The 23,706-nt window shown below is 40.3% G+C and carries 26 protein-coding genes and 1 riboswitch; of the genes, 19 read left to right on the top strand and 7 right to left on the bottom strand.

Annotated elements, in window-relative coordinates; all coding sequences use genetic code 11:
• Nucleotides 1-152: 152 nt before the first annotated feature.
• Nucleotides 153-2,975: a leucine--tRNA ligase gene (leuS, locus tag NAT51_RS01480; protein ID WP_250594357.1), complete on the bottom strand. Its 2,823-nt coding sequence runs from the start codon at nt 2,973-2,975 to the stop codon at nt 153-155.
• Between the two features lie 153 nt (nt 2,976-3,128).
• On the bottom strand, nt 3,129-4,514 hold the full coding sequence (fumC, locus tag NAT51_RS01475; protein WP_250594355.1) for a class II fumarate hydratase: 1,386 nt from the start codon (nt 4,512-4,514) through the stop codon (nt 3,129-3,131).
• A gap of 148 nt (nt 4,515-4,662) precedes the next feature.
• Here fumC and NAT51_RS01470 point away from each other — a divergent pair, with 148 nt between their 5' ends.
• The 6 genes from NAT51_RS01470 to NAT51_RS01445 all read left to right on the top strand — a co-directional run bounded on the left by NAT51_RS01470 (nt 4,663) and on the right by NAT51_RS01445 (nt 8,798).
• Nucleotides 4,663-5,538, top strand: a complete 876-nt coding sequence (locus NAT51_RS01470; protein ID WP_250594353.1) for a cell division protein FtsX — start codon at nt 4,663-4,665, stop codon at nt 5,536-5,538.
• 72 nt (nt 5,539-5,610) lie between these two features.
• The gene (locus tag NAT51_RS01465; RefSeq protein ID WP_250594499.1) at nt 5,611-5,844 is read left to right on the top strand and encodes a DUF3098 domain-containing protein; all 234 of its coding nucleotides are present in this window, start codon (nt 5,611-5,613) and stop codon (nt 5,842-5,844) included.
• A gap of 74 nt (nt 5,845-5,918) precedes the next feature.
• Nucleotides 5,919-6,728, top strand: a complete 810-nt coding sequence (locus tag NAT51_RS01460) for an undecaprenyl-diphosphate phosphatase (RefSeq protein WP_250594351.1) — start codon at nt 5,919-5,921, stop codon at nt 6,726-6,728.
• A 7-nt stretch (nt 6,729-6,735) separates the two neighbouring features.
• Nucleotides 6,736-7,473, top strand: a complete 738-nt coding sequence (locus NAT51_RS01455) for a ceramidase domain-containing protein (RefSeq protein WP_250594349.1) — start codon at nt 6,736-6,738, stop codon at nt 7,471-7,473.
• A gap of 1 nt (nt 7,474) precedes the next feature.
• A complete protein-coding gene (gene truB, locus NAT51_RS01450; protein ID WP_250594347.1) occupies nt 7,475-8,194 on the top strand; it encodes a tRNA pseudouridine(55) synthase TruB in 720 nt (239 codons plus the stop codon).
• The gene (locus NAT51_RS01445) at nt 8,184-8,798 is read left to right on the top strand and encodes a hypothetical protein (RefSeq protein WP_250594345.1); all 615 of its coding nucleotides are present in this window, start codon (nt 8,184-8,186) and stop codon (nt 8,796-8,798) included. Before truB ends, NAT51_RS01445 begins: the two co-directional genes overlap by 11 nt.
• Nucleotides 8,799-8,817: 19 nt before the next feature.
• Here the strand turns inward: NAT51_RS01445 and NAT51_RS01440 are convergent, their stop codons facing one another.
• Nucleotides 8,818-9,441, bottom strand: coding sequence for a thioredoxin family protein (locus NAT51_RS01440; protein WP_250594343.1), 624 nt, complete (start codon nt 9,439-9,441; stop codon nt 8,818-8,820).
• Nucleotides 9,442-9,508: 67 nt separating this feature from the next.
• On the opposite strand from NAT51_RS01440, the gene NAT51_RS01435 reads away from it, so the two are divergent.
• The 10 genes from NAT51_RS01435 to NAT51_RS01390 all read left to right on the top strand — a co-directional run bounded on the left by NAT51_RS01435 (nt 9,509) and on the right by NAT51_RS01390 (nt 17,615).
• Nucleotides 9,509-10,066, top strand: coding sequence for a DNA-3-methyladenine glycosylase I (locus NAT51_RS01435; protein ID WP_250594341.1), 558 nt, complete (start codon nt 9,509-9,511; stop codon nt 10,064-10,066).
• 270 nt (nt 10,067-10,336) lie between these two features.
• Nucleotides 10,337-10,433: riboswitch (TPP riboswitch) on the top strand.
• Nucleotides 10,434-10,501: 68 nt separating this feature from the next.
• Complete coding sequence (gene thiS / locus NAT51_RS01430; protein WP_250594497.1) at nt 10,502-10,708, top strand: sulfur carrier protein ThiS; 207 nt, start codon at nt 10,502-10,504, stop codon at nt 10,706-10,708.
• A 204-nt stretch (nt 10,709-10,912) separates the two neighbouring features.
• A complete protein-coding gene (gene thiC / locus NAT51_RS01425; protein WP_250594339.1) occupies nt 10,913-12,736 on the top strand; it encodes a phosphomethylpyrimidine synthase ThiC in 1,824 nt (607 codons plus the stop codon).
• Between the two features lie 86 nt (nt 12,737-12,822).
• Nucleotides 12,823-13,389, top strand: a complete 567-nt coding sequence (locus tag NAT51_RS01420; protein ID WP_250594337.1) for a thiamine phosphate synthase — start codon at nt 12,823-12,825, stop codon at nt 13,387-13,389.
• Nucleotides 13,362-14,117 (top strand): hydroxymethylpyrimidine/phosphomethylpyrimidine kinase, encoded by a 756-nt coding sequence (locus NAT51_RS01415; RefSeq protein WP_250594334.1) that lies wholly within the window; start codon nt 13,362-13,364, stop codon nt 14,115-14,117. Before NAT51_RS01420 ends, NAT51_RS01415 begins: the two co-directional genes overlap by 28 nt.
• Entirely contained in the window at nt 14,110-14,745 is a 636-nt protein-coding gene (locus tag NAT51_RS01410; RefSeq protein ID WP_250594333.1) for a thiamine phosphate synthase, read from the top strand. The genes NAT51_RS01415 and NAT51_RS01410 overlap by 8 nt, the downstream gene beginning before the upstream one ends.
• Nucleotides 14,720-15,490: a thiazole synthase gene (locus NAT51_RS01405; RefSeq protein WP_250594331.1), complete on the top strand. Its 771-nt coding sequence runs from the start codon at nt 14,720-14,722 to the stop codon at nt 15,488-15,490. Before NAT51_RS01410 ends, NAT51_RS01405 begins: the two co-directional genes overlap by 26 nt.
• Nucleotides 15,491-15,492: 2 nt before the next feature.
• Complete coding sequence (gene thiH, locus NAT51_RS01400) at nt 15,493-16,605, top strand: 2-iminoacetate synthase ThiH (protein ID WP_250594329.1); 1,113 nt, start codon at nt 15,493-15,495, stop codon at nt 16,603-16,605.
• Between the two features lie 51 nt (nt 16,606-16,656).
• Nucleotides 16,657-17,367, top strand: a complete 711-nt coding sequence (locus NAT51_RS01395) for a HesA/MoeB/ThiF family protein (protein ID WP_250594327.1) — start codon at nt 16,657-16,659, stop codon at nt 17,365-17,367.
• 29 nt (nt 17,368-17,396) lie between these two features.
• Nucleotides 17,397-17,615, top strand: coding sequence for a VF530 family protein (locus NAT51_RS01390; RefSeq protein WP_250594325.1), 219 nt, complete (start codon nt 17,397-17,399; stop codon nt 17,613-17,615).
• On the opposite strand, the gene aat is transcribed toward NAT51_RS01390, so the two are convergent.
• From aat to NAT51_RS01370, 4 genes are all read right to left on the bottom strand, one after another.
• Nucleotides 17,612-18,253 (bottom strand): leucyl/phenylalanyl-tRNA--protein transferase, encoded by a 642-nt coding sequence (gene aat, locus NAT51_RS01385; RefSeq protein WP_250594323.1) that lies wholly within the window; start codon nt 18,251-18,253, stop codon nt 17,612-17,614. The genes NAT51_RS01390 and aat overlap by 4 nt on opposite strands.
• A gap of 107 nt (nt 18,254-18,360) precedes the next feature.
• On the bottom strand, nt 18,361-18,738 hold the full coding sequence (locus tag NAT51_RS01380; RefSeq protein WP_250594495.1) for a DUF3127 domain-containing protein: 378 nt from the start codon (nt 18,736-18,738) through the stop codon (nt 18,361-18,363).
• Between the two features lie 11 nt (nt 18,739-18,749).
• On the bottom strand, nt 18,750-19,625 hold the full coding sequence (locus NAT51_RS01375) for a flavin reductase family protein (protein WP_250594321.1): 876 nt from the start codon (nt 19,623-19,625) through the stop codon (nt 18,750-18,752).
• Between the two features lie 54 nt (nt 19,626-19,679).
• Nucleotides 19,680-20,558 (bottom strand): SH3 domain-containing protein, encoded by an 879-nt coding sequence (locus tag NAT51_RS01370; RefSeq protein ID WP_250594319.1) that lies wholly within the window; start codon nt 20,556-20,558, stop codon nt 19,680-19,682.
• A 65-nt stretch (nt 20,559-20,623) separates the two neighbouring features.
• On the opposite strand from NAT51_RS01370, the gene NAT51_RS01365 reads away from it, so the two are divergent.
• Genes NAT51_RS01365 through mtgA form a run of 3 tightly spaced genes read left to right on the top strand, consistent with a single transcriptional unit; the run spans nt 20,624 to nt 23,627 of the window.
• A complete protein-coding gene (locus NAT51_RS01365) occupies nt 20,624-21,769 on the top strand; it encodes a sensor histidine kinase (RefSeq protein WP_250594317.1) in 1,146 nt (381 codons plus the stop codon).
• Nucleotides 21,766-22,878, top strand: a complete 1,113-nt coding sequence (locus NAT51_RS01360) for an NAD(P)/FAD-dependent oxidoreductase (protein ID WP_250594315.1) — start codon at nt 21,766-21,768, stop codon at nt 22,876-22,878. The genes NAT51_RS01365 and NAT51_RS01360 overlap by 4 nt, the downstream gene beginning before the upstream one ends.
• Nucleotides 22,879-22,880: 2 nt before the next feature.
• Entirely contained in the window at nt 22,881-23,627 is a 747-nt protein-coding gene (mtgA, locus tag NAT51_RS01355) for a monofunctional biosynthetic peptidoglycan transglycosylase (RefSeq protein WP_250594313.1), read from the top strand.
• Nucleotides 23,628-23,706: the final 79 nt, after the last annotated feature.

Below are 23,706 nucleotides of genomic sequence, written 5' to 3'. Positions count from 1 at the left end.
TGGAAAAAATCAAAAGAAATTACTCCCTCAGGGGGAGAAGTCCAACGAACTAAGGGATTTGACCAAGAAACAAATCCAAAAAACAAAAATCGAAATAGTATAATAAAAAAAGGCAGCTGTTAGAACTGCCTTTTTTTTTATGTATAAAGATATTATCCCACTAAATTGATAATCTTTCCGGGAACAATAATCACCTTATTTGGTTTTCTACCCTGTAATTGGTTTTGGGTTCTCTCATCAGCCATTACGATTTCTTCAATCTGTACAGCTGTTAAATCCAAAGGCAATTTGATCGTGAAACGCATCTTACCGTTAAAAGATACCGGATATTCCTTTTCAGATTCCACTAAGTATTTGGCTTCAAATTTAGGAAACACTACGGTCGAAATCGAACCTTCATACCCCAAAGCACTCCATAGTTCTTCAGCAATGTGCGGCGCATAAGGCGAAACCACTATGGCCAAAGGCTCTAAAATAGCCCTGTGGTTACACTTCTGCTGTGCCAGCTCGTTCACACAGATCATAAACTGTGATACTGATGTATTGAACGAGAAGTTCTCAATGTCTTCGGTTACTTTTTTGATGGTTTTATGCAACGATTTGTACATATCAGCAGTTGGTTCTTCGTCTTTAACAATCAAACCGTTATCGTCAAAATACAAACGCCATAGTTTTTTCAAAAATCCTGAAACTCCGGTAATACCTGCCGTGTTCCATGGTTTTGCCTGCTCAAGCGGTCCAAGGAACATTTCGTATAAACGTAAGGTATCGGCACCATAATCGTTACAGATGTCGTCTGGATTTACTACGTTGTATTTTGACTTGGACATTTTTTCCACTTCACGGCCAACAATGTATTTTCCGTTTTCCAATACAAACTCAGCATTGATATAATCTGAATACAACGGATTAGCTTTGAACTTTTCAATATCCAATTCGTTTGTAATGTCATTAATTACCGATAAATCTGCATGAATTGCATGTACTTTTTCACCAGCAATCAATCCTTTAGAAATTAATTTTTTAGAATCTTCCGTTCTGTAAACAAACGCACTATTCCCCAAAATCATCCCTTGGTTGATCAGTTTCTTGAACGGCTCTTCCGTAGGTGCAAAACCTCTGTCTTTTAAGAATTTATTCCAGAAACGCGAATACAACAAGTGACCCGTTGCATGCTCGCTTCCGCCAATGTATAAATCCACATTTTCCCAGTATTTCAACGCATCGGCTGAAGCAAAATAATCAGCATTGTGTGCATCCATATAACGCATCCAGTACCATGAGCTTCCCGCCCAACCCGGCATGGTGTTCAATTCCAAAGCAAAAACAGTCTTTTCATCGATCAGATCATTGGAAACAACAGTATTGTTTACCGTATCCCAAGCCCAAACGGAAGCATTTCCTAATGGCGGCTGTCCGTCTTCGGTTGGCAAGTATTTCTCCACTTCCGGCAATACAACCGGTAAATGTTCTTTGGCAATCATTTGTGGCATTCCGTTCACATAATACACCGGGAACGGCTCACCCCAATAACGCTGGCGCGAGAAAACCGCATCACGCAAACGGTAGTTTGTTTTCCCTTTTCCTTGCCCGATGTTTTCCAATTCGGCAATGATTTTAGCCGTCGCTTCTTTGTAATTCAATCCGTTCAGGAAATCGGAATTGGCTATAATGGTCGTGTTCTTATCATCAAAAGCGACTTCGGAAACATCCACACCTTCAAAAATATTTTTAATCGTGATATTGAAATGCTTCGCGAATGCATAATCACGTTCGTCACCGCACGGAACCGCCATAACAGCACCTGTTCCATAACCGGCCAATACGTAATCACCAATCCAAACCGGAATGGCTTCTTTCGTGAACGGATGCTCGGCATACGCTCCGGTGAAGACTCCTGAAATGGTTTTCACATCGGCCATACGCTCACGCTCCGAACGTTTTGCCGTTGCTTCAACATAAGCTTCAACGGCTTGTTTTTGGTCAGCAGTCGTGATATTGGCTACCAAATCATGCTCCGGTGCCAACGTCATAAACGTTACACCGAAAATGGTATCAGGACGTGTCGTAAACACTTCAATGGTTTCATTGTGGTCTTTCAGATTGAAAGTTACACTCGCACCAACCGACTTACCGATCCAGTTACGCTGTGATTCTTTCAGTGATTCGGTCCAGTCAATCGTATCCAGACCTTGCAATAAACGTTCAGCATACGCCGAAATGCGCATCGACCATTGGGTCATTTTTTTACGGATCACCGGATGGCCTCCACGTTCAGAAACTCCGTTTACGATTTCGTCATTCGCTAAAACCGTTCCCAATGCCGGACACCAGTTTACCTCAGTTTCTGCCAAATACGTCAAACGGTATTGCAATAGGATTCTTTGCTTTTCTTCTGAAGAAAAACCGTTCCATTCAGCAGCAGTAAATATTGAAATGTTATCGTCACAAACTGCATTCACGGTAGCATTCCCGTCTTTTTCGAAAATAGCCGTCAAAGTCGAAATATCTTCTGCTTTGTCTGTATTGTTGTTATACCATGATTCGAACAACTGGATGAAAATCCATTGGGTATGCTTATAATAATCCGGATTTGAGGTACGTACTTCACGGCTCCAGTCAAATGAAAAACCGATTTTATCCAATTGTTCACGGTAACGGGCAATGTTTTCTTTGGTAGTTTTTTCCGGATGCTGACCTGTTTGGATCGCATACTGTTCAGCCGGCAAACCGAATGAATCATACCCTTGCGGATGCAAAACATTAAATCCCTGATGTCTTTTGTAACGCGCTACGATATCGGAAGCGATGTACCCCAGTGGGTGCCCCACATGTAATCCCGCTCCTGAAGGATATGGAAACATATCCAATACGTAGTATTTGGGTTGATCAGAATCATTCTTGGCAGCAAATGTTTGTTTATCTGCCCAGTACTTTTGCCATTTGGCTTCGATTTGTTCGTGAAAGTATTTCATTTATGGTTTGTAGTTTATGGTTTGTGGTTTGTAGTTCAACACAATGAACTAAAAACCCTAAACAATCAACATTATTTTTGCCGCAAATTTACATTTATTATAAGAAACTGGAAATTTTGAAGGCATTAAGTTTGTGTAAGACAATCAACTGATTTACACCATGTCTTCCGGTTTTACCCAGGCATCAAAATCTTCCGCCGATACATAACCGAGACGAATGGCTTCTTCTTTCAGTGTTGTCCCGTTTTTATGGGCGGTCTGTGCAATTTCGGCAGCTTTGTAATAACCGATTTTGGTATTCAGTGCCGTCACCAGCATCAGCGAATTATCAACCAGTTCTTTAATCCGGGCATGATTGGGTTCAATTCCCTGTGCACAATGTTCATCAAACGATACGCAGGCATCACCCAATAACCTTGCCGATTGCAGGAAATTGGCCGCCATGACCGGTTTGAACACATTGAGCTCATAATGTCCCTGCATGCCGCCAACCGAAATGGCCACGTCATTCCCCATCACCTGAGCACATACCATCGTCAGTGCCTCGCATTGAGTTGGGTTGACTTTCCCTGGCATGATCGAAGATCCTGGTTCATTTTCGGGGATTAAAATCTCGCCTATTCCGGAGCGTGGACCCGATGCCAACATACGGATATCATTCGCAATTTTATTTAAACTGACAGCCAGTTGCTTCAATGCACCATGCGATTCGACTATGGCATCATGTGAAGCCAAAGCTTCAAACTTATTGGGTGCCGTTACAAAAGGATGGCCTGTAAATTCAGAAATATATCCGGCAACTTTTACATCGTAACCTTCCGGAGTATTCAGTCCGGTTCCCACAGCCGTTCCGCCCAAGGCAATTTCAGAAAGATGGGGCAAGGTGTTTTTAAGGGCTTTCAATCCGTAATCCAATTGGGCTGCATACCCTGAAATCTCCTGTCCGAGTGTCAGCGGAGTGGCATCCATCAAATGCGTACGGCCGATTTTCACTATGTTCTTAAACACATCGGCTTTTGCCTGCAGTGTATCCCAAAGCTTTTCAACTCCGGGAATAGTCGTTTCCAGAATCATTTTATAGGCCGCTATGTGCATGCCGGTCGGGAAAGTATCATTGGATGACTGGGATTTGTTCACATCGTCATTGGCTTTGATAAATTGCTCTCCTTCGCCTATTTGATGACCGGCCAGAACCTGGGCACGGTTGGCTATCACTTCATTGACGTTCATGTTACTTTGTGTTCCCGAACCGGTTTGCCAGATAACTAACGGAAACTGATCATCCAGTTTACCCGCAAGGATTTCGTCACAAACAGCGCTGATGGCATCTCTTTTTTCAATCGGAAGTACGCCTAAATCGCAATTGGCATAAGCCGCCGCTTTTTTGAGATAGGCAAAACCTTCAATTATTTCCTTTGGCATCGAAGCCGGATTTCCTATTTTGAAATTATTTCTCGACCGTTCGGTTTGGGCTCCCCAATATTTATCGGCAGGAACCTGTACTTCACCCATGGTATCTTTTTCAATTCTGTATTCCATTTTTCGTTTGTATTGCTTGTTTTTTAATTTTCCGGATATAAAACTTCATATAAAAGTACATTTATTATAAGAATCTCGAAACTTTGGACGTTATTAACTTCATATAAAGAAATTCTTTGTTATTTTTACCCCAAATAATTTATGTTGTATGAGTTCATCTTTTGAAAAATTTCAAAAACGCAGGTTAATTACGTCTTATTTTTCGGTGGTATTGAGTGTCTTCTTAGTACTTTTTATGTTGGGTTTACTGGCTTTATTTGTTGTAAACTCAAGGAAACTGTCAAATGATTTCAAAGAAGGTATTGCCATGTCGGTTTATTTCAAAGACGAAGCTCAGGATACCACTTTACAGAAATTCGGTGACAGCCTGAAAGCGGCAAAATTTGCCAAAACGGTTGATTTCGTTTCAAAAGACCAGGCAGCTAAAACCCACTCCGATATCATCGGGGAGGATTTTATGGAATTCTTAGGGGTAAATCCACTACAAAACTCGTTTGACATTCACATCAAAGCGGCTTATGTGGAAAGCGACAGTATCCTTAAAATCGAAAATAAACTAAGGGAAAATAAATTAATCTCAGATATCATTTACGATAAGGAATTGGTAAAACTGGTGAATGAAAACGTGAAAAAGGCCAGTATGTGGATCTTGATCATCAGTGGTTTCTTAACTGTAATTGCAGTTTTATTGATTAACAGTTCACTGCGTTTATCGATTTATGCCAATCGTTTCATCATCAAAACCATGCAGATGGTGGGTGCTACGAAAGCATTTATCAGAAAACCGTTCATCTGGAGAAGCGTTAAATTAGGAATGATCGGTGGAGGTATTGCCATCATCGCCTTATTAGGGGTTTTATTGTATGTAGACTCTAACTTCCCGAATTTAGGGATTTTAGACGACAAGTTTTCAATAACGGTAATCCTGTTGGGTGTATTCGGTATTGGTGTTTTAATCACTTGGTTGAGTACTCACTTTGCTACACAGCGTTTCCTAAACCTGAGAACTGACGATTTATATTAAAAACAGAAAATGACTCCGGGAACCTCAGCTAACTTTGCCTGTAGCTCCCGGAAACAACATAATTCATATCAGATGGACGATAAAAAACAAGAATTCCTTTTTGGTAAGGAAAACTATAAATTTCTTTTAATAGGTTTGGCTGTCATTGTTTTAGGCTTTGTCCTGATGGCCGGTGGCGGAAGCGACGATCCCAAAGTATTCAATCCTGAGATTTTCAATTTCAGAAGAATCAGACTGGCACCAACAGTTGTCTTAATTGGTTTTGGAATCGTTATTTTTTCCATTTTCAAAAAACCTTTAAAATAATATTCCTTCCAGTCACAGTTTTTTCAATATTTCGATGGTAACCGTGGCTGCTTAATGCAATTACTGACAAAGAAATGGATTTACTGCAAGCTATACTTATTGCCATTGTTGAAGGTTTAACCGAATACTTACCGGTTTCTTCAACCGGACACATGATTTTCACAAGTTCCTATTTTGGCATCCAGGAAGATGATTTTGTAAAATTATTCCAGGTTTCCATTCAGTTTGGAGCCATATTGGCCGTTGTGGTTTTATACTGGAAGAAGTTTTTTGATTTTTCCAAAATGACATTCTTCATCAAATTAGCCTGTGCCGTCGTACCCGCTCTTGTCCTTGGTAAGCTATTTGACGACAAAATCGAAGCGGTATTGGGAAATCCAATTCCAATTGCCATCGTATTGATCATTGGCGGTGTTGTCTTATTGTTTGTGGACCGCTTTTTTCAAAATCCTACCGTTACTTCTGAAGAAGATATCACCGTTAAAAAAGCGGTTACAATCGGTTTCTGGCAATGCCTGGCCATGATGCCGGGAACAAGCCGCAGTGCAGCCTCTATCATTGGCGGAATGCAACAGGGATTATCCCGTCACGTTGCAGCTGAATTCTCATTCTTTCTTGCCGTTCCTACCATGTTAGCGGTTACCTGTTATTCGGTATTTCTGAAAACCTACGAACACAGCCAGATGAAAGGGTACGAATTGATTGTACAGTCAAACGAAACCATCATGATGTTTGTCATCGGTAATATCGTTGCTTTTTTAGTTGCCGTTTTAGCCATAAAATTCTTTATCGGGATTATCAAACAGTATGGTTTTAAACCTTGGGGCTGGTACCGTATTGTAGCGGGTATCGCATTACTGGCTTATTTTTCTTTACACAAATAAAACCCAAATGACAAAACAACAACTGGTCGTTTTGTATGCTGTTTCAATTATAGCGGTTATGGCTGCTTTTTTTCTAAAGCCCATTACACAGGACCAAAATTACCATCAGTTTTCAGACAGCGTTACCCTTTTTTCGGTTCCGAATTTCTGGAATGTAATCTCCAATGTGCCGTTTATCATCATCGGAATCCTCGGATTGGTTAAAATAGTTTCCATCAAAGATTTTAGCCTGAAGACAAATTACATTTGGTTTTTTACCGGGATTCTTTTAACCGGATTTGGTTCGGGGTATTACCATTACAATCCGGATAATACCACTTTAATCTGGGACCGCTTGCCCATGACAATTTCTTTTATGTCGTTCTTATCGGTCATCATCGGTGAATTTATCAATGCAAGTGCAGGAAAGAGACTGTTATACCCAATGCTTATAACGGGGTTACTTTCAATCGCTTATTGGATACTCACAGATGATTTACGCTTCTATGCCCTCATCCAGTTTTTACCCATTTTAGTCATTCTGCTGATCTTGTTTCTTTCCAAAAAAGAACAACGCTATAAAAAGTATTTCTGGCTGATCATTGTTTCCTATGCAGTGGCCAAATTCCTGGAAGGCTATGATACAGCGGTATACCAAATTACGAATGAAATGATTAGCGGACACTCGCTTAAACATCTCGCAGCTGCCTTCGGCCCATTTCTTTTTTATAAATTTGCAGACCGAAAATTCAAACCGGAACACTAAAATGCAGGATATAAACCAATTCACAACCGAAAATATATTAACCGGACAGGTTTTACTGATTGACAAACCGCTGACATGGAGTTCTTTTCAGGCAGTAAACAAATTAAAATACATGCTGAAAAACCGTTTAGGCCTTCCGAAGAAGTTCAAAATCGGTCATGCGGGTACACTCGATCCGTTGGCATCGGGCTTATTGATTGTGTGTACGGGTAAATTCACTAAAAAAATCACCGAAATACAGGCGCAAACCAAAGAATATACCGGAACCATCCATGTGGGCGCCACTACTCCGTCTTATGATTTGGAAACAGCAATTCACGCAACCTTCCCTACGGATCATATCTCTGAAGAACTGATTCACGAAACAGTCAAACAATTCGTAGGGGAAATCGACCAGAAACCTCCTGTTTTTTCAGCAATTAAAAAAGACGGAAAACGGTTATATGAACATGCCCGTGCCGGTGAAGAAGTAGAAATAGCAGCCAGAAAAACAACGATACACGAGTTTGAAATTACCCGTATTGCCTTACCTGAAATCGATTTCCGCGTGCAATGCAGCAAAGGGACATACATCCGTTCGCTGGCATATGATTTCGGACTGGCTTTAAAATCAGGTGGCCACCTCACAGCTTTACGACGGACAAAAATTGGGGATTATTCAGTTGAAAATGCCTTAACTCCGGAACAATTTGACGCCTTAATCCCTAAAAATGAAAAATAAAGTCCTCTTTGCCCTTTTTTTAATCGCTACTGCAACTGTTTTTGCCCAAAAACCGCAAACAACATACACTACAGTCGAACATTACAAGCCTAAAAACGAAAAAGAAACATACGATTCGGGACAGAACAGCGAACGTTTCTTTCATAAATTCGACCTCAATACGTCCATCATCGGAAATACCAAAGCAGACGACCCAAGTACGTCTTACAACGAATCACGCCCTTGGTTTACCCTAAACGGTATCGGATTCAAATATGGTATTGGTGCCCACAAAGACAAATGGGTATCCGTAAGTGCACATACCGGTTTCGACTGGAAAGCTAACGAGCGTTTGGTGGCGGTTCCGGTTTATGGAAACGTGAGTCTCAACCCGTCTGTTAGTGAAGACATGCGTTTGATTTTGCAAACAGGTATCGGACATGGATTTGCTATAGGAAGGGGTAATATGCAGGGATTGTATCAAAGATACGCTTTGGGACTGGAAACAGATAACGAGAATACCGATTTTTCCATATTCGTGGAAGTTTCATCCTATAGATTCCACCTGCACAATGTTCAGGACACCTTACTGTTCAATATCGGCGGTTCTCTCAAAGTATTTTAATAGGCTTTAATCCGGCTATCTATAATTTCTGGTAGATCAGATGCTCCAAATGCTCCATTAAATCGGCTAATTCATTCTGGATACTTAAACCTTTGTCGTTCAGGTACCACATTTGCAGTTCGGTCTTTGCCGTTTCATCCACCACTCCGTATTGTGCCTTATAGCTTTTGATGAGGTGTGTCGCACCTTCCGGTCTTGGACCCCAGGTTGCTTTTACATCGTGTGTCTTGGCATCCAGGACAATTACTTTGGGAACCGATTTGCTGCCGTTTGTCAGGAAAAGATTCATCAGGGCTTCATTCTCGTCCCTGAAAACCAATTTCAGCGTGATTTTATCGCTTACCGAAGCTATCTTGAACAATACCGGAACAATTTGTGCCGCATCACCACACCATCCTTCCGTTAAAGTCAGCCAGATGTATTCCTTTTTTAAGGCTTGTATTTTCCTGATTACATTTTCATCAACATGAATCGTTTTGTCCAAACGGTTCATCCTCACTTCATTCAATTTGCTGTAGTGTAATAATTCTTCAGTCTGTTCATTTCCTGATGATTGGCCTGCCGCTAAAAGATCCGAAACAATTTTACGGTACTCCGGATAGCTGTGGCTGTTCAAAAAGCTGTGTGCAATTTCAGTTTTCATTTCATTAAAAATTTAGTGTAAATTTACGACTAATTCAAAATTCAAACTCTACTAAAAACTATAAAAAATGGAAAAAATACGTTGTGGCTGGTGTGAAAAAGATGATTTATACCGTGATTATCACGATAATGAATGGGGAAATCCCATATATGATGATGCAGCAATCTTTGAATTTTTAGTATTGGAAACCTTTCAGGCCGGACTAAGCTGGTACACCATTTTAGCCAAACGGGAAAACTTCCGTAAGGCTTTTGATAACTTCGATTACAAAAAAGTAGCGGCTTACGATGAGGCTAAAATGGACGCCTTAAAAGAAGATGCCGGAATTATACGTAACGGACTAAAAATCAAAGCTACCGTAACTAATGCGCAGGCTTTTATGAAAGTCCAGGAAGAATTCGGAACCTTTTCCAAATACATCTGGGACTTTGTAAACGGTAAACCCATCGACAACAATCCCAAAGCCCTGAAAGATGTACCCGCTACCACCGAAATATCAGACAAACTGAGCAAGGATCTGAAAAAACGCGGATTCAAATTCGTGGGTTCCACCGTCGTTTATGCCCACATGCAGGCTACAGGTATGGTGAACGACCACATCGAAGACTGCTGGAAAAGAAAATAATAAACACTCAACAGTGCTAAAATTCATCCATTATATTAATGTTTTTGAACCATTGATCAAAGTAAGAGATATAGCGTAGATATAGCACTGTTGTAGCACTGTTGTAGCACTCTTTTAGTACTATACTCACGGGCAAAGGTACTATAATATTCAAGTATAAGATTATCAGGAATTGAAGATAATCCCAACAACAATAAACCACAAACCATAAACTCCTTCAATCTTTTAATCTTTCAATCCTTCAATCTTTTAATAAAAAATCCTACATTTGTCTCGCTTTAGGGGTGTCTGCATCATGCAGGCTGAGATTTTACCCTCTGAACCTGATCTGGTTAATACTAGCGTAGGGAAAAGTAAGATGACTTCATATACAGTGCATTCATGCACGCATTGCAGCCATTCCTAAAGTATTGTTACATACTAAAACCAACAGGAATGGAACTGAAAATCAACAACCAACAGAAACAATTCGACGCAGCAACGCTCACTGTTCAGGCATTACTTGACCTTGAATTCCCCAACAAACAAAACGGTATTGCCCTTGCCATCAACAATTCGGTGATTCCTAAAAAAGAATGGGATACCACTTCCCTCTCCGAAACCGACGATATTCTCATCATCACAGCCACGCAAGGCGGATAATAAGGCTGCCTTCCGGGCTGTCCGCTGCAAGTCCGCAGTCAAAAGCCTCAAAACATGGCCTTGCAAGCCGCTTCCTCCGGTCGCCGCTTTCAAAACCTGTTTTTTACGGCTCTTGCCTTTACGGGCTATCCGCTTCCATCCCGGGCAGAAACCATCACTTTTAAGAACTTATAACTTATCATTCATAACTCATAACTAACCAACATGAATAACGAAGAAAAAATCTCCAGAAAACCCTTTCCCAATTCAACGAAAGTCTACATCGACGGTGAAATCCACCCGATAAAAGTCGCCATGCGTGAAATCACCCTACATGATACAAAACTATCCAACGGAGGTGTCGAAAAGAATCCTCCCGTAACGGTTTATGATACGTCCGGACCCTATACAGATCCAAATGCCGATATCGATGTACGCAAAGGATTGCCCCGCATCCGCGAACAATGGATATTAGACCGTAACGACGTCGAAGAACTAACCGAAATCTCTTCCGATTATGGTAAAAAGCGTTTACATGACGAAAGCTTAAACCATTTACGCTTTGAATACCTGCACAAACCCATGCGTGCCAAAGAAGGGGCTAATGTAACCCAGTTGTATTATGCCAAACAGGGCATCATTACACCGGAAATGGAATACATCGCCATCCGTGAAAACCAACGCATCGAACAATTGGAAACCGCACAAAAGGCCATGCAGTGCCAACATGTGGGAAACAGCTTTGGTGCCAATACGCCCAAAAGCAAAATCACTCCTGAATTTGTACGCAGTGAAGTAGCCGCCGGACGTGCCATCATCCCGAACAACATCAACCACCCTGAAAGCGAACCCATGATTGTGGGACGCAACTTCTTGGTTAAAATCAACGCTAACATCGGAAACAGTGCCGTAACCTCATCCATCGAAGAAGAAGTGGAAAAGGCAGTATGGGCCTGCCGTTGGGGCGCCGATACCATCATGGACTTGTCAACCGGTAAAAACATACACGAAACCCGCGAATGGATTATCCGTAACTCTCCGGTTCCCATTGGAACTGTTCCAATCTATCAGGCTTTGGAAAAAGTAAAAGGAATCGCTGAAGACTTAACCTGGGAGATCTTCCGTGATACGTTAATCGAACAGGCAGAACAGGGTGTTTCTTATTTTACCATTCATGCCGGGGTTTTATTACGCTACATCCATTTAACGGCTAACCGTGTAACCGGAATCGTTTCCCGTGGTGGTTCCATTATGGCCAAATGGTGTTTGTTCCATCATAAAGAAAACTTCTTATACACGCATTTTGAAGAAATCTGCGAAATTATGAAGCAGTATGATGTGGCATTCTCCCTTGGTGACGGTTTACGTCCGGGATCTATCGCTGATGCTAATGACGCTGCCCAATTTGCCGAGTTGGAAACTTTAGGGGAACTGACAAAGATTGCCTGGAAACATGATGTTCAGGTGTTCATCGAAGGTCCTGGACACGTCCCAATGCACATGATCAAGGAAAACATGGACAAACAATTGGAACACTGCGCCGAAGCACCGTTCTACACATTAGGCCCTTTAACCACTGATATCGCACCGGGTTATGACCACATTACCTCAGCCATCGGTGCGGCCATGATTGGCTGGTACGGAACCGCCATGCTCTGTTATGTAACACCAAAAGAACATTTAGGCCTACCGAACAAGAAAGACGTAAAAGACGGTGTTATCACGTATAAAATTGCAGCCCATGCCGCCGATTTGGCCAAAGGGCATCCCGGAGCACAATACCGTGACAATGCACTAAGTAAAGCGCGATTCGAATTCCGTTGGGAAGATCAGTTCAACCTGGCACTGGATCCCGATACCGCAAGGGAATTCCATGATGAAACTCTTCCGGCTGATGGTGCTAAAGTTGCCCATTTCTGCTCGATGTGCGGCCCTAAGTTCTGCTCCATGAAGATCTCACAGGAAATCCGTGATGTGGCTGCCGCTGAAGAAGGTATGAAAGCCAAATCAGAAGAGTTTATTGAAACCGGTAAGGAAATCTATATTTAGATATGAGACAAGAAAAAGAAAGAATTCAAGAGGTAGTTTTCTCTAACTAATCACTCATAACTTATAATTCATAACTCATCATTAAAATGATAGTAATCACAAATCCGGTGGCTGTTCACAATGAAATAAGCATCATCCGTTCCCTTTTTGAAAGTGGATTGGAGTTACTACATATCCGCAAACCTGACTATTCAGAAGCGGAAATGATTTCGTTATTAACAGCCATCGGAAGTGATTTCAACAGTCAGCTGGTTTTACACAGCCACCATCATCTGTCAGGTTCCTTCGGAATAAACCGCTTACACAATCCGGAAGCAGAAATTGAAAAGGCAAATTTCGCCCTTTCCGCTTCAACACATTCAATTGCCGAATTCAATGCTTTGGAAAACAATTATGGCTACGCTTTTTTGAGTCCGGTCTATCCCAGTATTTCAAAACCGGGTTACCATTCGGAAATTAATCTTCTGGAGTCAGTAAAAGAACGGACCAATTTCAACACAAAACTGGTGGCTTTGGGCGGAATATCACAGCAAAACATAACAAAAACATTAAAAGCCGGTTTCGATGAGGTAGCGCTCTTGGGAACTATCTGGAACAGTACAAATCCACTGGAAAACTTTAAACTATGTCAGCAAACCGTCCATTCGTTTTAAGCATCGCCGGATTTGATCCTTCGGGAGGCGCAGGTATATTGGCCGATATCAAAACATTCGAACAGCATCGGGTGTATGGTTTGGGTATTCTCACCGGTAATACCATTCAGACGGAAGACGCATTCTATAGCATACAATGGACCGATTTAGACTTTGTACTGCATTCGATAGATAAACTCTTTGGTACCTACACTATCAAAGCGGTTAAAATTGGCATCGTCCCTTCATTGGATTACTTGAAATACATTATCAAACAAGTCCGGAATCATTCCGCTGAAGTCAAAATCGTTTGGGATACGGTTCTAAAATCAACTACGGAATTTGAATTTGCAACCGTTGAAAATCAATCGGTTTTAATTGATATTTTAAAAGAAACCACTCTGATTACGCCAAATTATGATGAAATCAGACAGTTAAATCCGAATCATTCTTCCATTGAAGAAATGACAACCGAATTGTCAAAATACTCTGCCATCTTACTCAAAGGCGGGCACCATCCCACCGAAAAAGGCACAGATTACCTCTATTCCGGAAATAAAACAACAACATTAAAACCGACAGTCAGTTTCATTGAACAGAAGCACGGTTCAGGTTGTGTACTGTCTTCAGCCATAGCATCTAATCTTGCATTGGGCCTTTCTATTGAAAAGGCCTGTCAACAATCAAAACAATACATTGAAAACTATTTAAACACAAACAACACACTATTGGGGTACCATCATGCTTAGCAAATTACAATACATATCACAGGGAAACTGCTTTGAAGAGCAGACTTATAACATCCGACAGGCTTTAGACCATGGCTGCGACTGGATACAATTACGTTTTAAAAATGCCCGTAAAGATGAATTCCTGGAACTCGCCGATACAGTAAAACTGCTTTGTGACACTTATTCGGCGACATTTATCATCAATGACCATGTCGATATCGCTTATGAAATCAACGCAGACGGTATTCATCTGGGACTAACCGACATGAATATAAAAACAGCCAGGGAAATTCTTGGCGGGGATAAAATAATCGGGGGAACCGCCAACACACTGGAAGATGTTTTACAAAGGGTTGAAGAAAAATGTGATTACATAGGTTTGGGTCCGTTCCAGTTCACCACAACTAAAGATAATCTCAGTCCGGTATTAGGATTGGAAGGTTATGAGAAAGTGGCTTCAAAGCTGACTTCAAAAAGAATCAAAACCCCAATTTTCGCCATTGGAGGAATCCAATTAGAAGATGTAAGACCCATTGTAAAAACAGGTGTTTACGGCGTTGCCGTTTCAGGATTACTGACACAAAACCCACAACTAGTGCCACAACTCAACTCAAAATTATATGACAACATTAAAACTCGCCGATAAAGAATTCAATTCCCGTTTATTTTTAGGAACAGGAAAATTCGGTTCCAACCTACAAATGGAAGAAGCAATTCTGGCCTCCGGAAGCGAATTGGTAACCGTTGCATTAAAACGCATCGATTTAGAAACAGAAACCGACGCCATCTTATCGCACATCAACCATCCGCATATCAATTTATTACCCAATACTTCGGGTGCCCGGAATGCCAAAGAAGCTATTTTTGCAGCACAATTGGCCCGGGAAGCCTTGGAAACCAATTGGCTCAAACTGGAAATCCATCCCGATCCAAAATATCTCCTACCCGATCCTATCGAAACACTGAAAGCTACTGAAGAATTAGCCAAACTTGGCTTTATCATCTTACCCTACATTCACGCTGATCCTGTTTTGTGCAAACGGTTAGAAGATGCCGGAACCGCTGCGGTTATGCCTTTGGGATCACCCATCGGAAGCAATAAAGGATTAAAAACCGAAGACTTTCTGGAAATTATTATTGAACAAAGTAAGGTTCCTGTGATCGTTGATGCAGGAATCGGTGCGCCATCCCATGCAGCCCGCGCCATGGAAATGGGTGCCGACGCCGTTTTGGTCAATACTGCCATTGCTGTTGCCGGAAACCCTAAATTAATGGCAGAAGCTTTTAAAGAAGCTGTCGTTTCAGGCAGAAAAGCCTATGAAGCACAATTGGCGCAAACCATCAACCGAGCGATTGCCTCAAGCCCGTTAACAGCCTTTTTAAACGACTAAACATGAACACTTTTGCATCGGTTTTTGAAAAACACAATTGGGATGAAGTTCAAACCCTGATTTACAGTACAACTTCAAAAGAAATTGAATTAGCGTTAACTAAACGCAAAAGAGATTTAAATGATTTTATAGCACTTATTTCACCGGCTGCACAACCCTATTTGGAACAAATGGCACAGCAAAGTCATCAACTGACCAAAAAGCGCTTCGGTAAAACGATACAGATGTATGCACCGATGTATTTGAGCAATGAATGCCAAAATATATGTACGTACTGCGGTTTCAGCCTTGATAATAAAATCAAACGCAAAACCCTGACCGATAAAGAAATCGAACTGGAAGTGGCTGAACTTAAAAAGGCAGGATTTGACCATGTGCTTCTCGTAACCGGCGAAGCCAATTATACCGTTAACATCAACTATTTCCTAAAAGCAGTGGCACAGATTAAAAATGATTTTGCGAATATTTCTGTGGAAGTACAACCTCTTTCAAAGGAAGAGTATGAGGAATTGCATCAAGTCGGAGTCCATACTGTTTTGGTTTATCAGGAAACCTATCACCGTGATGTGTATAAACAATACCATCCGAAGGGAAAAAAATCCAATTTTGATTACCGTCTTGAAACTCCGGACCGCATCGGTAAAGCCGGCATCCATAAAATTGGACTGGGCGTTTTGTTGGGCTTGGAAGACTGGCGTACGGACAGTTTCTTCAATGCCTTGCATCTGGATTATTTACAGAAAACCTATTGGCAAAGTAAATATTCTGTTTCATTTCCACGATTACGCCCGGCAGAAGGCATCATCGAGCCTAACTTCATCATGGAAGACCGCGATTTACTACAATTGATTTGTGCTTACCGCTTATGGAATGAGGACTTGGAGATTTCAATTTCAACCCGTGAAAATGAAAAATTCCGTGACAATATCATACCAATCGGAGTAACATCAATGAGTGCCGGTTCCAAAACCAATCCGGGCGGTTATGTTGTAGATCCACAATCATTGGAGCAATTTGAGACCAGTGACGAACGGTCGGCAAGTGAAATTGCAGAAATAATAACAAAAAAAGGATACGAACCGGTTTGGAAAGACTGGGACAAAATATACATGTGATAGTTTTAATTCCAATATCAAAATTCCAAAAAACTTAATTAAAAAAACACAATGCTGACAATAACTGATATCTTACGTTACGGAAAACCTATGCTTTTGCCTGAAGTGGGTGAATCCGGCCAACTAAAACTAAAGAATACCAAAGTACTGGTCATAGGAGCCGGCGGATTGGGTTGTCCTGTTTTACAATATCTGGCTACTTCGGGAGTTGGCACCATCGGAATTATTGATTTTGACAAAGTGGAACTGCACAATTTACACCGTCAGGTTTTATATTCCGAAGAATCTGTTGGGTTCTCAAAAGCCGAATGTGCTAAAACAACTTTACAACGTTTGAATCCGAATGTAAACTACCCTGTTTTTAATGAAAAGCTAACGATTGATAATGCAGAAAAGATTCTATCCGGCTTTGATGTAATCGTTGATGGTTGTGATAATTTTACAACACGTTATTTAGTAAATGATACTTGCGTCAAACTCGACAAACCTTTGGTTTACGGAAGTATTTTGAAGTTTGAAGGACAGATGGCTGTTTTTAACCATAAAGGCTCCAAAAATCTCCGTGATATATTTCCACTAGCACCCAACCCCGAAAATGTCCCAAATTGCAGTTTAAATGGTGTTTTAGGCACATTCCCCGGAATTATCGGAACGATGATGGCACAGGAAACATTGAAGTTAATTATGGACTTGCCCGTACTTGAAAACGAATTGGTACTTTTTTCTACACTGAACTGGCAATTCACCAAGTTGAAATTTTAATACCTTTGCATACAGGTAAACCAATTGATATGAGTAAAGATCCGCTACATGGCGTTACATTAAAAACCATCGTTGAAACTTTGGTTGATTTTTATGGCTTTGACACTTTGGAAGAACTCATTCCGATCAATTGCTTTAAAGTAAACCCGTCGGTAAAATCCAGCCTGACTTTTTTGAGAAAAACCGATTGGGCCAGAAAAAAAGTAGAAGAATTATATATCAAAACCTTACCGAAATTAAACGCTTAGGATTGTTCTTTCAGAATATCCAAAAAATCTTCCCGGTCAATTTCACGGCATCCCAAACTGGCCAAATGATCATTATAAACCTGACAATCAAGCAATTTATAGTTATTGGTCTTTAAATATTGTACCAAATACGCAAATGCCACTTTTGAAGCATTACTCACTTTCGAAAACATACTTTCTCCACAAAAAACGTGTTCCATATCCACGCCGTATAATCCGCCAACCAGTTCATGGTTCAACCAGACTTCCACTGATTTTGCCCGTCCTATTTCATGCAGGAAAGTATACGAATCAATCATTTCATCTGTGATCCAGGTTCCGTATTGATCCGGACGGTAAACCTGTTGGCAATTTTCCATGACCTGCTTGAAACATTTGTTCATGGTCACTTTAAAAACTCCTTTATTGATGAGGTTCCGCATATTTTTTGAGGGCTTGAATTCTTCCGGAAACAACACCATGCGGTCAGCCGGACACCACCACATTATGGGATCACCGTCATCAAACCAAGGGAAAATTCCACTTTTATAAGCCAAAAGCAGTCTTTCAGGAGACAAATCGCCTCCAACGGCCAATACGCCTTCTTTTGAAGTTTGTTCTACTGGCGGGAAATATAATTCCTTATCGATTAGGTACATATTCTAAATCTATAAATGCAAAATCCCAAATTTCAATTTTATGCAAAAGCACAATCAATTGAAATTTGGGATTTGAAACTATTTCTTGTAATTCCTTTTAATTCTTATTAGAAAGGAAGATCATCGTGCTCTTCTTCATTGAAAGATGTAGCCGGTTCAAAAGCCTGTGCAGCCGGCATTGGAGGCATTTGTTGCGCAGCCGGTGCTTCTTGCTGTAAACGCTCGATTCTCCAACCTTGAATTGAGTTGAAATATTTAGTTTCACCTTGAGGGTTTGTCCACTCGCGACCTCTTAAATTAATAGAAACTTTAACCTGCTCACCTACTTGGAAGTTATTCAAATCATCCACTTTTGCCTGAGTAAATTCAATCATAATGTGCTGTGGATACTGCTCATCAGTTGTAACCACTAACTCTCTTTTCTTGAATGATGCGCTAACGTCCTGTGTAGGGTTAATTACTTTAATTCTTCCTGTTACTTCCATATTCTCTAAATTTATTGCTTTGCCAATAATACTTTCCATGCGGAAAGTATATCTTGTTTGTTTAAATATTCTTTAGCTAACTGATTGACTTTCTGTCGGTCATCAGCACTCAAAACCGCTTTCACGGTAAAATTTTCCTGGACAAAGATAGCAATTTCTTCTTCAGTTGGCAATGCTTCTATGTTCCCTAACATACCTAAATCATTTCCGTTGAAATCGCTGCTTTTCTTAATAAACTCTGGTATAGAATCTACCCCTACACCCAGTGTTACCAAGGGTTTTGGCACTTCAAACAAACCTTGGTTCGAACGCGAATACCAATTTCCGCCCAGACGTGAAACCAAATCAATTTTATGTTGGTCAATCACACCGTTTTCATCCAAAACATCTTCATTCACGTGTACACGCACCACTTCGCAGATAATCAGGTTTCCGGCACCGCCTTCAGTTCCCAAATGTATAATTTCATTCACTTTACATTCAAATTGCACAGGTGATTCGGCTACACGAAACGGTTTTACAACATCTGAAGGAATTGCGGTTAAACCTGACTTTTCGAATTCGTTGACACCTTCGGCATATTCGGTACTTGATAGTGACATTTGCTGAACAATATCATAATTCACTACATTGATCACTACTTCTTTTGTTGCAATTGCATTTTCCAAAGTGTGCTTGGTTGTGTTTCCCCTCACTCTTCTGGCCGGAGAAAAAACCAAAATTGGAGGATTTGCACTAAATACATTGAAAAAACTGAAAGGTGACAAATTGGGTCTTCCCTGTTCGTCCATCGTACTGGCAAAAGCGATTGGTCTTGGCGCAATGGCACCTTGCAAATAACCTTGTAATTGAGGTGTTGGTATATCTTTTGGTGAAAAACTTTTCATTTAAATCAGATTTTGAACAAAAGTAAGAAAACGATTTTGTTATCGGAAAGATTATTAATCTAACGTTTTTCTGAACTTTTTAAATTTCTGGGTTTTGATTAAAGTTGCCTTTTTACCGTCCCAAGTATAGGTTTCCTTTGATTTTGAAATATCATACAGCTCCGAAGTATCATCGACTGCTTCAGCATCTTCAATGTCTTTGAATATAAAATTTGGCTTTCCTCCCGGTTCTTTGGGAAACAAAAACGTTTCCGAATGGTAAAACACACCGGCATCTCCTACTTCCATTTTCTCAGGCAATTCAATTAATTCTTTGCCATTCCATCCAAAATAAAAGTAATAACTCGGCACGCCACATGCCTCTCCGTTAAAACTGATACGGTAAATATTACTCAGATTGTCCATACCCAAACCGCCTATTGCTTTGCTTTGGAAATAACGGCTCTCAATAACATTCTTTGTAATAACCTTTTCGGCTAGAACTTCATTTTCAGGATTGAGTACAGTTGTAGCGATATGGAAAATATTTTCGGTGTAATTATCTTTGTTTGTCTTTTGTGTTATTTTAGCAATAGTAGTCAAATACCTTTCTTCTCCAACAGATACAAAACCCAATGCCAAAAATCCTTTCCAGATATAACCCAACTTCAAATCTCCTCTTGATGTTCTATATTGTATTTCAGCCCAATTCGTATTAATCCCTTTAATTTTTTGGAGATTTTCGGTAGTCCTAAGAATTTTAACTTTACTTCCCATTTGAAGTGAATCCAAAAGCAATCCGGAAGTACTTGGTTCGCTTCGTATGTAACAATTTTTAACCCCGACAATAGTTTCTTCATTTTCTTGTGGCCAATAGCCACTATGATTAAATTCCTCCTGTGAATAGCTTAAACATTGGCACAACAGAAAAAAGAACATAAGTTTTATTTTCATTGATACTGGTTTTTTACAAAGATAGCAATTGCATTTTTACTATATTTAACCACTCAATTGATTCTATGAATTTTTCAGACAGAAGTAACACCACGCGCTGGATCCTCATACTCGCTTCTTTCCTAATCACTGTGCTGATTTTGTGGAATACCTATACCTTCTTCCAAATATTCAAAAACGAAGAGCGTAACAAAATGGAGCTTTGGGCAACGGCACAAAAAACACTGCAAAATGCCAGTGACAATACCGATGTTGACTTACCCTTACAGATTATCACAAACAATAGTACCATCCCAAATATCCTGACAGATGCAAACGACAGCATTCTGGGTGCCAGTAACATTGATGATGAAATCATCAATGATCCGAAAAAAATAAGAAGGCTTTTAGCAATTTATAAAGGTTCTAATAACAAAATTGAAATTGAGTATGATAAAGGTAAATTCAGATATCTGTATTATGCCAATTCCCCTTTGCTGACCAAATTAAAATATTACCCGATCGCCTTGTTGCTCATTATTTTGCTTTTCGGAGGATTGGTCTACAACTACTACAAAGCCAGTAAAGTCTCTACCGAAAATAAACTTTGGGCGGGTATGGCGAAAGAAACGGCTCACCAAATCGGAACACCGTTATCATCATTGATCGGTTGGCTGGAAATCATGAAAGCCGACAATATTGATCCTGTAATGGTTGAAGAAATCGAAAAAGACATCGATCGCTTACAGCATATAACCGACAGATTCTCCAAAATTGGTTCTGAACCCATACTCGAAATCAAAGATTTGGTTCAGGAAACAAGACATTCTTACGACTATTTGCAATCACGTTTTGCCGGTCAGGTCGAATTTACTTTTACCGCTCCCGATTATGAAATCCCAATACGTGTGAATCACACTCTACATGGATGGACAATCGAAAATCTGGTTAAAAATGCCATAGATGCGATGAGAGGCCGTGGTAAAATTGACATTAGGATCGAAGACGACGGAAAAACAGCCAAAATTAAAGTCACAGATTCCGGAAAAGGAATTCCAAAAAATCAGTTTCGGACCATATTCGAACCCGGTTTCACAACCAAAAAACGAGGTTGGGGACTCGGTCTTTCCTTAACCAAGCGTATTGTAGAAGAATATCATAAAGGAAAAATTAAGGTTTTGCATTCAGAAATCGGAAAAGGAACAACATTTCAAATTACATTTAGAAGATGAATTTAAGTTACTGGGAGTTAAAAAATTGGTTTACCAATGTTGATTATACTATTGTGGGTAGTGGCATTGTGGGTCTACATACCGCGATAGCACTTAAAGAAAGGTTTCCGAATGCCAAGGTTTTAATACTTGAAAAAGGAATTTTGCCTGAAGGCGCGAGCACAAAAAATGCCGGTTTTGCCTGCTTTGGAAGTTTATCTGAAATCATTGATGATTTGAAATCACACACCGAAGAAGAAGTTATAGAACTAGTCAAAAAAAGATGGTCGGGTTTACAATTACTCCGTAAAAATTTGGGTGATGAAGCAATCGACCTAAAACCATATGGCGGTTACGAATTATTTTTGGAAAGCGACGACAGCACTTATAACGAATGTATTCAGAAACTACCCTTTATCAATGATATTTTACGTCCGTTATTCAAAGCCGATGTTTTTGAAAAGAACGTAGACCGTTTCGGATTTAAAAACATAAAAGAATATACCATTTTCAATCCGTTTGAAGCACAGATCGACACCGGAAACATGATGCAGGCGTTATTGAAAAAAGCACAAATGCATGGTGTACAGATTCTAAACCAGCAAAATGTAACCCACTTTACCGATTCTGGAAGTGAAGTTGAAATCCAGGTCAATGACTTCAGTTTTAAAACAAAAAAATTATTGTTTGCCACCAATGGATTTGCAGGAGAATTGACTCATGGCGAAGTTAAACCGGCACGGGCACAGGTTTTAATCACAGAACCCATTCCGGGTTTAGACATCAAAGGAACATTCCATCTGGACAGAGGTTACTATTATTTCAGAAACATAAACGACAGAATATTGTTCGGAGGCGGAAGGAATTTAGATTTTGAAGGTGAAACCACCACAATTCTTGACCAGACAGAATTAATCCAAAATAAACTCGAAGAATTATTAAAAACTGTAATTTTGCCATCCACAGATTTCACCATTGCCCACCGATGGAGCGGTATTATGGGAGTTGGTGCCCATAAAAAACCCATTGTCAAACCACTTTCGGAAAATGTATACTGTGGTGTCCGCATGGGAGGAATGGGAGTCGCAATAGGAAGTTTAATCGGACAGGAATTAGCAGATTTAGTATAGTAATGGCATCAAAAAAAACAGCACCCAAACCAAAACCTAAAGCAAAAACCAAGACACAACCGACAACCTTTTGGGGAAAAGTCAAGCGTTTTCTGTTCAAGGCATTCATCTGGTTCAATATCATTTCAATTGTACTTGTTTTATTGTTCAAATTTGTGCCGGTTCCTTTCACACCGCTTATGATCGCCCGTTCGATAGAACAGAAAATGGCCGGTAAAGAAATGGTCTGCAGTCATGACTGGGTTCCTTTGGAAGACATTTCAATGAATTTACAAAAAGCGGTTGTAGCCAGTGAAGACGGTATGTTCCTGAAACATAACGGTTTTGATTTCAGCGCCATGAATAAAGCGATGCGTAGCAACATGAAAGGTAAAAAATTAAAAGGCGGAAGTACAATTTCACAACAAACCGCTAAAAATGTATTCCTTTGGCAAGGTCGTAGTTATATCCGAAAAGCTTTGGAAGCTTATTATACCGTTCTAATCGAGTTAATTTGGGGGAAAGAACGTATTATGGAAGTTTACCTGAACAGTATTGAAATGGGCGACGGCGTTTATGGAGCCGAAGCAGCCAGTAAACACTGGTTTCACAAAAGTGCCAATAATCTGACCAAATACGAAGCGGCATCGATCGCGGCAATTTTACCGAGTCCCAGAAAATACAAAGCTGTGGGTTCATCCAACTATGTGGAACGTCGTAAAAATAAAACCTTACGCGTAATGCGTCATGTGGGTAAATTAAACTATTAAAAAATAAATTAGCTAAAGAATACAAAGACCCCATATTTTTTGGCTAAGTTTTTGATATAGAATTTTGTAACTTAAACCT

Origin of the sequence: Flavobacterium amniphilum, from assembly GCF_023634845.1 — a bacterium.
GTDB classification, from domain to species: Bacteria; Bacteroidota; Bacteroidia; order Flavobacteriales; family Flavobacteriaceae; genus Flavobacterium; species Flavobacterium amniphilum.
Note: the sequence above shows the minus strand (reverse complement) of the source record. Positions and strands in the feature narration are given on the sequence as shown.

Excerpts from the sequence above, each read along its gene's own strand:
- NAT51_RS01455 (WP_250594349.1), top strand. The coding sequence starts at position 6,736 with ATGACAAAACAACAACTGGTCGTTTTGTATGCTGTTTCAATTATAGCG.
- NAT51_RS01415 (WP_250594334.1), top strand. The coding sequence starts at position 13,362 with ATGTCAGCAAACCGTCCATTCGTTTTAAGCATCGCCGGATTTGATCCT.
- NAT51_RS01375 (WP_250594321.1), bottom strand. The coding sequence starts at position 19,625 with ATGAAAAGTTTTTCACCAAAAGATATACCAACACCTCAATTACAAGGT.
- NAT51_RS01435 (WP_250594341.1), top strand. The coding sequence starts at position 9,509 with ATGGAAAAAATACGTTGTGGCTGGTGTGAAAAAGATGATTTATACCGT.
- truB (WP_250594347.1), top strand. The coding sequence starts at position 7,475 with ATGCAGGATATAAACCAATTCACAACCGAAAATATATTAACCGGACAG.
- NAT51_RS01390 (WP_250594325.1), top strand. The coding sequence starts at position 17,397 with ATGAGTAAAGATCCGCTACATGGCGTTACATTAAAAACCATCGTTGAA.
- NAT51_RS01360 (WP_250594315.1), top strand. The coding sequence starts at position 21,766 with ATGAATTTAAGTTACTGGGAGTTAAAAAATTGGTTTACCAATGTTGAT.
- NAT51_RS01365 (WP_250594317.1), top strand. The coding sequence starts at position 20,624 with ATGAATTTTTCAGACAGAAGTAACACCACGCGCTGGATCCTCATACTC.
- NAT51_RS01460 (WP_250594351.1), top strand. The coding sequence starts at position 5,919 with ATGGATTTACTGCAAGCTATACTTATTGCCATTGTTGAAGGTTTAACC.
- mtgA (WP_250594313.1), top strand. The coding sequence starts at position 22,881 with ATGGCATCAAAAAAAACAGCACCCAAACCAAAACCTAAAGCAAAAACC.
- leuS (WP_250594357.1), bottom strand. The coding sequence starts at position 2,975 with ATGAAATACTTTCACGAACAAATCGAAGCCAAATGGCAAAAGTACTGG.
- NAT51_RS01470 (WP_250594353.1), top strand. The coding sequence starts at position 4,663 with ATGAGTTCATCTTTTGAAAAATTTCAAAAACGCAGGTTAATTACGTCT.
- NAT51_RS01445 (WP_250594345.1), top strand. The coding sequence starts at position 8,184 with ATGAAAAATAAAGTCCTCTTTGCCCTTTTTTTAATCGCTACTGCAACT.
- NAT51_RS01395 (WP_250594327.1), top strand. The coding sequence starts at position 16,657 with ATGCTGACAATAACTGATATCTTACGTTACGGAAAACCTATGCTTTTG.
- NAT51_RS01370 (WP_250594319.1), bottom strand. The coding sequence starts at position 20,558 with ATGAAAATAAAACTTATGTTCTTTTTTCTGTTGTGCCAATGTTTAAGC.
- thiC (WP_250594339.1), top strand. The coding sequence starts at position 10,913 with ATGAATAACGAAGAAAAAATCTCCAGAAAACCCTTTCCCAATTCAACG.
- aat (WP_250594323.1), bottom strand. The coding sequence starts at position 18,253 with ATGTACCTAATCGATAAGGAATTATATTTCCCGCCAGTAGAACAAACT.
- NAT51_RS01380 (WP_250594495.1), bottom strand. The coding sequence starts at position 18,738 with ATGGAAGTAACAGGAAGAATTAAAGTAATTAACCCTACACAGGACGTT.
- fumC (WP_250594355.1), bottom strand. The coding sequence starts at position 4,514 with ATGGAATACAGAATTGAAAAAGATACCATGGGTGAAGTACAGGTTCCT.
- NAT51_RS01410 (WP_250594333.1), top strand. The coding sequence starts at position 14,110 with ATGCTTAGCAAATTACAATACATATCACAGGGAAACTGCTTTGAAGAG.
- NAT51_RS01440 (WP_250594343.1), bottom strand. The coding sequence starts at position 9,441 with ATGAAAACTGAAATTGCACACAGCTTTTTGAACAGCCACAGCTATCCG.
- NAT51_RS01420 (WP_250594337.1), top strand. The coding sequence starts at position 12,823 with ATGATAGTAATCACAAATCCGGTGGCTGTTCACAATGAAATAAGCATC.
- thiS (WP_250594497.1), top strand. The coding sequence starts at position 10,502 with ATGGAACTGAAAATCAACAACCAACAGAAACAATTCGACGCAGCAACG.
- NAT51_RS01405 (WP_250594331.1), top strand. The coding sequence starts at position 14,720 with ATGACAACATTAAAACTCGCCGATAAAGAATTCAATTCCCGTTTATTT.
- thiH (WP_250594329.1), top strand. The coding sequence starts at position 15,493 with ATGAACACTTTTGCATCGGTTTTTGAAAAACACAATTGGGATGAAGTT.
- NAT51_RS01465 (WP_250594499.1), top strand. The coding sequence starts at position 5,611 with ATGGACGATAAAAAACAAGAATTCCTTTTTGGTAAGGAAAACTATAAA.